The organism is Dolosicoccus paucivorans, assembly GCF_900100125.1.
Taxonomy (GTDB): domain Bacteria; phylum Bacillota; class Bacilli; order Lactobacillales; family Aerococcaceae; genus Dolosicoccus; species Dolosicoccus paucivorans.
The window spans coordinates 1-6,648 of sequence record NZ_FNEL01000074.1 but is presented as its reverse complement, the minus strand read 5'-3'; the positions used below and the strand labels follow the sequence as shown (position 1 = coordinate 6,648).

The following is a 6,648-nucleotide window of genomic DNA, read 5'->3' as shown; positions in this document are numbered from 1 at the left end:
TTACGAGCTAATTGTTTGATAGGAATGCCTTCAATAATGTGTTCATTAACTACAGTCATTTTAAAATCTTTAGTATAATGACTGTTTTTCAACCTTGACTGAATACCTTTAAGACCGTAGGCCTGATATCTCAAGACTTTTTGACCAAAGACCGATTCACTCAATATCAACCCATAATCATCACGTAATTCCTTGTAACTCTTCCCATTACTTAGATACATTTCAATGTACCTTTCAAGGTCTTCTACGGTATGTTTACTATTTGAGCGCATAAAAACTCCCCCTAAAATAGATTTACTTTTTACAGTGTCTACTTTAGGGGGAGCATATCATTCGGGTTAGGTCATTTTTATTTTGCATTTATCTATGAATTCAGAGGTGAAAACAATGGCGAAAGCGATAAAGTATGTTATAGTGAAAAGAAAAACTTAGTGTAAGGAGTTTCTAATGTTCATCTTTGCGTTCTTACAAATAATTGCTTTATATGTCGGCATTTTAATAGTGACACAAGATTTGACTTTTAATTTTAAAGAAATTATTGGCATGTTGGGTGTTGGTTTGTTCAGCGTCATTCTTTTTCAATTTATAGATATTTATGCTGTTTTCTTTCTTTTTATAGGTATGTTTATCTTGAGAATCTGGCATACAAAAGATAAGTTATTAAGTTTTAGTTCTCTTATTTTTTCATTTATAGCTTTAGTGTTAGGCGACCATTTTGCTACCTTTGTCGATATTCATTTATTTCGAAGTAACGAACTATTATCAAAATCTCACTTCGGACTGATGATCCTTTTTATGTGGGTATTTTGTTACTTGATGCAACATACTTGGGCTTTGTTGAATAAAAGATATTATTTTTCTTCGCGTTTTAAAAAAATAGGTTTAGGAATGACAGTTTTTGTTCTCGTAACCTTCTATGGTGCAATTATTATAGGGATTCAGATAGGGAATACTTTTAAGCTAATTCAATTAAATCTATTATTTTTTGTAATTTATACTTTAATAATGGCTGTATCCGGTGTTTTGCTCTTTCAGTCAGATCGCAAAGCACGTCAAGCTCATGAGCAACAAGTAGAGTATGAAGCTCTGCAATTGTACAATCAGTCTATTGAGGAAAGATATCTTGATTTAAGGAATTTTCGTTATGATTATCAGAATATGTGTTTATCTTTTGAAGAGTATATTAAACAAGAAGATACTGATGGGTTAATAGAATATCTTCAGTCGGAGATTATCCCTCAGTCGGAATATTTAGAAACTCAGACTTTCAAGTTAGAACACTTAAGTAATATCCAAATACCTCCTCTTAAAAGTTTATTAACGGCTAAATTACTTCATGCCCAAGAAAATGCTATTGATATTCGTTTGGATGTTCGCTTTCCTATCAGTTCAATTGAAATGAAAGATTTGGATTTAGTGCGAGTAGTTGGAATATTTTTGGATAATGCTATTGAAGAAATCAAGGCATTAGGTGAAGGGAATTTATCAGTGTCAATCGATGAATTAGGCGATTCTGTTCATCTCATTGTTATGAATTCCTGTAGATCTGATATTCTACCTCTTAGTCAATTACGGAAAGAAGATTATTCCACTAAAGGATCCAATAGAGGCTTAGGTTTGGCTAATATCGATCAAATTTTATATAATTATACAAATGTAGACTTAGAGACTTTAGTAAAAAAGCAGAAGTTTATCCAACATTTGACGATCAATAAAATGAGGAGTTAGTAATGTTAGAAGTATTTATTTGCGAAGACAACTTTAAAGAGCGCGTGATGATCGAAGAGACGGTGTGGAAATACGGCATGATTCATGATTGGGACCTGAAAATTCGTCTAGCAACAGATCAACCTTTGGATATTTTAGAGTTTATCGATAATCACCCTGTTTCAAATGGTTTGTTTTTATTGGACGTTGATTTAGGAACTGATTACTTGAATGGGATTGAATTAGGCGCTAAAATTCGCCAACGCTGTCCTAATGCGAAGATTGTATTTATTACTATTCATAGTGAATCGGTCCACACGACATTTGAATATGTGGTGGAGGCTATGGGCTACATTATTAAATCCAGCCGTGAATCTACAGTCGAAGAAATCAGGCGAATTTTGAAAGTAGCGTATGACCGTTATTTAGTAGATAGAAGTCAAAGTTCTCAGTCAATGTTTAAAGTTGAATTAGGAGGAACCATTAGACTCTATCCTTTCGAAGAGATTATGTTTTTTGAGAAATCTCTAAATGCTCATCAAGTAATTTTAGTACATGAAAAAGGGGAAATTAAATATCGCGGTAATCTAAAAGACATTGAACAGGTATCAGAGTATTTTTTCAGGTCTCACCAATCCTTTATCATTAATCTGATGAATATTGTTCAAGTTGACCGAAAAAAACGAGTGGTGACGATGAAGGATGGTTCACAATATCTCGTATCGACTCGAAAACTCACTTCACTTATCGCTTTACTTGATGCAAACTAAATAGTTGTTTCAACGAATATTACTAAAAAAGGATCATTTATGACAATAATGACTCGTGAAGCCAATTTTCGTGTAAACTATAGATATGAGCTAAAAACATTTTAAGGAGGATACTATATGAAACACAAACCATTTACAGTGATTGGACTTATTATACTGGTACTTGTTCTGGGTGGACGAGTATTAGCTGATTTGCAATTGATAAGCTTTATTCCATCCCATACCTTCAGACAACTTACCTTAGTGGCTATTCCTTTATCAATGGCAGGTATCGCTTACGACAGTTATCGCAATCGCAATCGCAAACAATCAAATTATTAATAATCAAATGACTTAGCCTTCGGGTTAGGTCATTTTTATTTTGACTATTTTTAAAAAAGGATATACTCTAAAAGAAGCAAATAAAAGAGTGAGGATGACATCATTGAGAAAATTTAAAGTAAATGAAGAACTAGTGGGTGTAGTAGATGACTTGTCTTCAAGAGGAACAGGTGTTTTAAAGATTGAAGGTTATCCATTTTTTGTTGAAGGCGTCTTACCTGGAGAAGAAGTTAAAGTAAAAGTGACTAAAGTGACACCTAAACATGGCTATGCGGAAGCTTTAGAGATTTTAAAGGAAAGTAGTGACCGGGTGGAGTTAAAAGACCCTGTAGGACAACTCATTGGAACAATGAGCTTACAACATTTAAACTACCCAGCCCAACTAGACTATAAAACTAACAGTGTCCAACAAGTATTTAAACGTATTGGAAAGTTCGAAGAGGCTAATGTTAAACCAACGATCGGGATGGAGAATCCTTGGGAATACCGCAATAAAGCTCAAGTTCCTGTTAGATTAGTTAATGGAGAGTTGCATACGGGGTTTTATAAACAAGGCAGCCATGACTTAGTTCCTGTAGAAAACTTTCATATTCAAGATCCAGTGATTGATGAGACCATTGTTAAAGTCCGGGATATTTTAAGAAAGTATCGTATTGAGCCTTATAACGAGCAAAACGGGCAAGGAGATATTCGCCATGTTGTAGTAAAGCGCGGCTATTATACCCATGAAATTATGATTGTGTTAGTAGCGAATAAAGATACACTACCTCATCAAGAAAAAATAATAGAAGAGATTAAAAAAGAAGTTCCTGAACTGGTGAGTTTAGTGTTGAACATTAACAAACGAAATACCAATGTTATTTTAGGGCGAGAAAGTCATGTATTATGGGGACGTTCTGAATATCAAGATCAAATTTTAGGATTAACTTTTAGTATTTCAGCCCAATCCTTCTTCCAAGTTAATACGCTACAAGCAGAAAGGTTATATGAAGAAGCTTTAAAGGTGGCCGATATTAGCCCGGATGATATTGTTATGGACGCTTATTGCGGAATTGGTTCAATCACTTTATGTTTAGCTAAGCACGCTAAACATGTTTACGGTATGGAAGTGGTTAAAGAGGCTATTGATATGGCGAAAGAAAACGCAAAAATAAATCACTTGCATGATGTGACCTTTAAAGCAGGAAGAGCAGAAGACGTCTTACCCCGATGGGATCAAGAAGGGATTCAGTTCGATGTCGCTGTGGTGGACCCACCTCGTAAAGGGTTAGCGACTTCCTTTATTGACGTATTAACTAAGCAACAACCAAAACGTATTGTGTACGTTAGCTGTAACCCAGCTACGTGTGCTAGAGACTGTCGCTTAATTGCTGACCAGGGTTATACACTAGAAAGCGTCCAACCCGTTGACTTATTCCCACAAACCCCTCATGTTGAGTGTATAGTATTGATGGAAAAAGTAGCTGATTAAAACCTTGATACTATAAGGTTGTTAATGAAAATGATAAATTGATATGCTAATATTAGAAGGAGTAAACTTGATTTTTTGATTAAGTGACTCCTTTTTATTATTTTAAAGGGAGTTTGACTGTGGAAACAGATCAAAGAGAGTAAGGGGTTGTTAAGTTGAATACGAAAATTATGAACGAGTTAAATGATATATTATCATCTTTCGGAGATAAATATTTTATTGGTGTAAAGGGCAGTTATATAATGTAGGAAATCGGCAATTTAAAATTGTTGGTTTTCCTACATTTTTTTATATACTTTTCTTATCCCCTTTTCAGAAATGGAGGAATCAGGATGAGAAAAGATATTCGAGAAGGAGTGAAGAAACATATGATAGATGGCATCAAACCCAATTATGCCGCGTTAGCGAAACAATATGGCTGTGATTACCGAACAGTCAAAGAAGCCTATCATGAAGCTTTAGAAGGAATAAAAAGACCGATACAGAGGAAGAAGCGGCCAAGTAAACTGGATCCTTATAAAGCAACGATTGAAGAGAAACTGAAAGACCAATGTAGTGCGTATAGTATTTTTAAATTTATTGAGAAGAAAGGTTTTGATGGGAGTTACAGTTTAGTCAAACAATATTGTCGGTCCTTTAAGCAAGAGAAAATTAAGAAAGCAACGGTACGAATTGAGTACACTCCTGGCCTGTCGGCCCAAGTGGACTGGAAAGAAGAAATGAAAATGATCAACAATCAAGGAGAAATCTTTACGTTTAATATTTTCCTTTATATACTGCCTTATTCAAAGAAGAGGTATATCACGCTTACCTTTGATCATAAACAAGATACCTTATTTTCTTGCCTAAATGACGCCTTTTACTACACCGGTGGTGTGCCTGAAGAAATCTGGTTCGACAATATGAAGACGGTCGTGGATCATTCAAGAACACAGTTTTCAAAAGCGCAATTGAATGAGCAGTTTTATGCCTTCAGTAAAGACGCCGGTTTTCGGACGATGGTTTGTCGTCCCTTCCGACCACAAACTAAAGGCAGCGTAGAAGCACTAGCACGAGCAGTTGAACGATTGCGTGTCTATAATCACGAGTTCTATGACAGCGTGGATTTAATCCATATCGTCAATGATTTATGTGAAGAAATGAATTCAGAAGTGAGCCAGGCGACCAATGAGATTCCCAATCTCCGATGGAAGATGAATGAAAAAGAGCACCTACACAAATTGAAGAAAGACCTTTTGAAACCTTACTTTGAAGACTTTATTACCCGTAAAGTCACCAATGAGGCGATGGTCAATTTCCGTCAGTGTAAGTACTCTGTCGACCCTCGTTATATCGGAAAAGAAGTTGAAGTCGAACTTTCCGAAAACGAAGAGCACGTGCACTTCTATTATAACGGAGAGCGGATTCGTTCGCACCAGATAACCACCAAAAAATTGAATTACCATCAAGAGGATCTGGTTCAAATACTAAAATCAGACGTCATGAGCCACAAAGAAGAGGATGAAATACAGGAACACATTAGGCAAAGTATGAAATTATATGATTTATTGGAGGACGAAACCGATGAGTAGTTCATATCAGAAACTTTTAAACAATCTAGAATCTTTAAATTTAGGCTTTATGCGAGAATACGTGCCAAATTACATAGATATCGTAAATGAACAAGAAATCCCCTTTACTGAAGCTCTTTTAAAACTCACAGAGCAGGAGCTAGTTTTTCAAGAAGAACAGAAAGTTGAGCGCGTCATCAAACGCGCTCGATTTCCTAAACGAACCACTTTAGACGAATTCGATTTTGATTTTCAGCCCAGCATCAACAAAAAAGAAATCCTCGATTTAAAATCACTCAGTTTTTTAGAAAAGAACGAGAATTTGATTTTTATTGGCAATCCCGGAGTCGGCAAAACACATCTCGTCATTGCCTTAGGTATCGAAGCCTGTCGACAGGGTCATCGGACCTTGTTTATCAGTTGTCATGAGCTCCTTTTGCGCCTGCGGGTGGCTTACGAGAAAGGCACAATCGAACGAGTGATCAAACGATACGTACGGTATGATGTACTAATTATTGATGAAATTGGCTATCTGCCTATTCAAAAAGTTGAGGCTGACCTCTTCTTTCAATTACTCACCTTGCGTTATGAGCAGAAAACAACTATGGTCACTTCAAATATTACACTGTCCCGCTGGGGTGAGCTTTTCCAGAACACTGAAATAGCCGCCGCCATCTTAGACCGACTGGTCCATCATGCGAAGATTTTTAAAATAACTGGAAAGTCCTACCGTCTAAAAGGAAAGTTAAAAAGTGACTAACTAATTAAATTGCCCAAAACCCACATTTTTAGATTGCCGAAAACCTACAATTTTAAATTGCCCTTGACA

General features: G+C 35.9%; 7 protein-coding genes. 6 read left to right on the top strand and 1 reads right to left on the bottom strand.

Annotated elements, in window-relative coordinates:
* The coding region (locus BLR79_RS08245; RefSeq protein ID WP_143338823.1) for a hypothetical protein at nucleotides 1–272 on the bottom strand (272 nt) is incomplete at its 3' end.
* 175 nt (nucleotides 273–447) lie between these two features.
* On the opposite strand from BLR79_RS08245, the gene BLR79_RS08240 reads away from it, so the two are divergent.
* The 6 genes from BLR79_RS08240 (at nucleotide 448) to istB (ending at nucleotide 6,579) form a co-directional block, all read left to right on the top strand.
* Nucleotides 448–1,728, top strand: a complete 1,281-nt coding sequence (locus BLR79_RS08240; RefSeq protein ID WP_092086888.1) for a sensor histidine kinase — start codon at nucleotides 448–450, stop codon at nucleotides 1,726–1,728.
* A gap of 2 nt (nucleotides 1,729–1,730) precedes the next feature.
* Nucleotides 1,731–2,477, top strand: a complete 747-nt coding sequence (locus tag BLR79_RS08235; RefSeq protein ID WP_092086885.1) for a LytR/AlgR family response regulator transcription factor — start codon at nucleotides 1,731–1,733, stop codon at nucleotides 2,475–2,477.
* A gap of 117 nt (nucleotides 2,478–2,594) precedes the next feature.
* Nucleotides 2,595–2,798 carry a hypothetical protein gene (locus BLR79_RS08230; protein WP_092086882.1) on the top strand — a complete coding sequence of 68 codons (204 nt, stop codon included), beginning with the start codon at nucleotides 2,595–2,597 and terminating at the stop codon, nucleotides 2,796–2,798.
* A gap of 94 nt (nucleotides 2,799–2,892) precedes the next feature.
* On the top strand, nucleotides 2,893–4,269 hold the full coding sequence (gene rlmD, locus BLR79_RS08225; RefSeq protein ID WP_092086879.1) for a 23S rRNA (uracil(1939)-C(5))-methyltransferase RlmD: 1,377 nt from the start codon (nucleotides 2,893–2,895) through the stop codon (nucleotides 4,267–4,269).
* A gap of 332 nt (nucleotides 4,270–4,601) precedes the next feature.
* Nucleotides 4,602–5,840, top strand: coding sequence for an IS21 family transposase (gene istA, locus BLR79_RS08220; RefSeq protein ID WP_092086876.1), 1,239 nt, complete (start codon nucleotides 4,602–4,604; stop codon nucleotides 5,838–5,840).
* Nucleotides 5,833–6,579 (top strand): IS21-like element helper ATPase IstB, encoded by a 747-nt coding sequence (gene istB / locus BLR79_RS08215; protein WP_092086873.1) that lies wholly within the window; start codon nucleotides 5,833–5,835, stop codon nucleotides 6,577–6,579. Before istA ends, istB begins: the two co-directional genes overlap by 8 nt.
* Nucleotides 6,580–6,648 lie beyond the last annotated feature (69 nt).

Coding starts and splice junctions, on each gene's coding strand:
- BLR79_RS08235 (WP_092086885.1), top strand. CDS start 1,731: ATGTTAGAAGTATTTATTTGCGAAGACAACTTTAAAGAGCGCGTGATG.
- rlmD (WP_092086879.1), top strand. CDS start 2,893: ATGACATCATTGAGAAAATTTAAAGTAAATGAAGAACTAGTGGGTGTA.
- istA (WP_092086876.1), top strand. CDS start 4,602: ATGAGAAAAGATATTCGAGAAGGAGTGAAGAAACATATGATAGATGGC.
- BLR79_RS08240 (WP_092086888.1), top strand. CDS start 448: ATGTTCATCTTTGCGTTCTTACAAATAATTGCTTTATATGTCGGCATT.
- BLR79_RS08230 (WP_092086882.1), top strand. CDS start 2,595: ATGAAACACAAACCATTTACAGTGATTGGACTTATTATACTGGTACTT.
- istB (WP_092086873.1), top strand. CDS start 5,833: ATGAGTAGTTCATATCAGAAACTTTTAAACAATCTAGAATCTTTAAAT.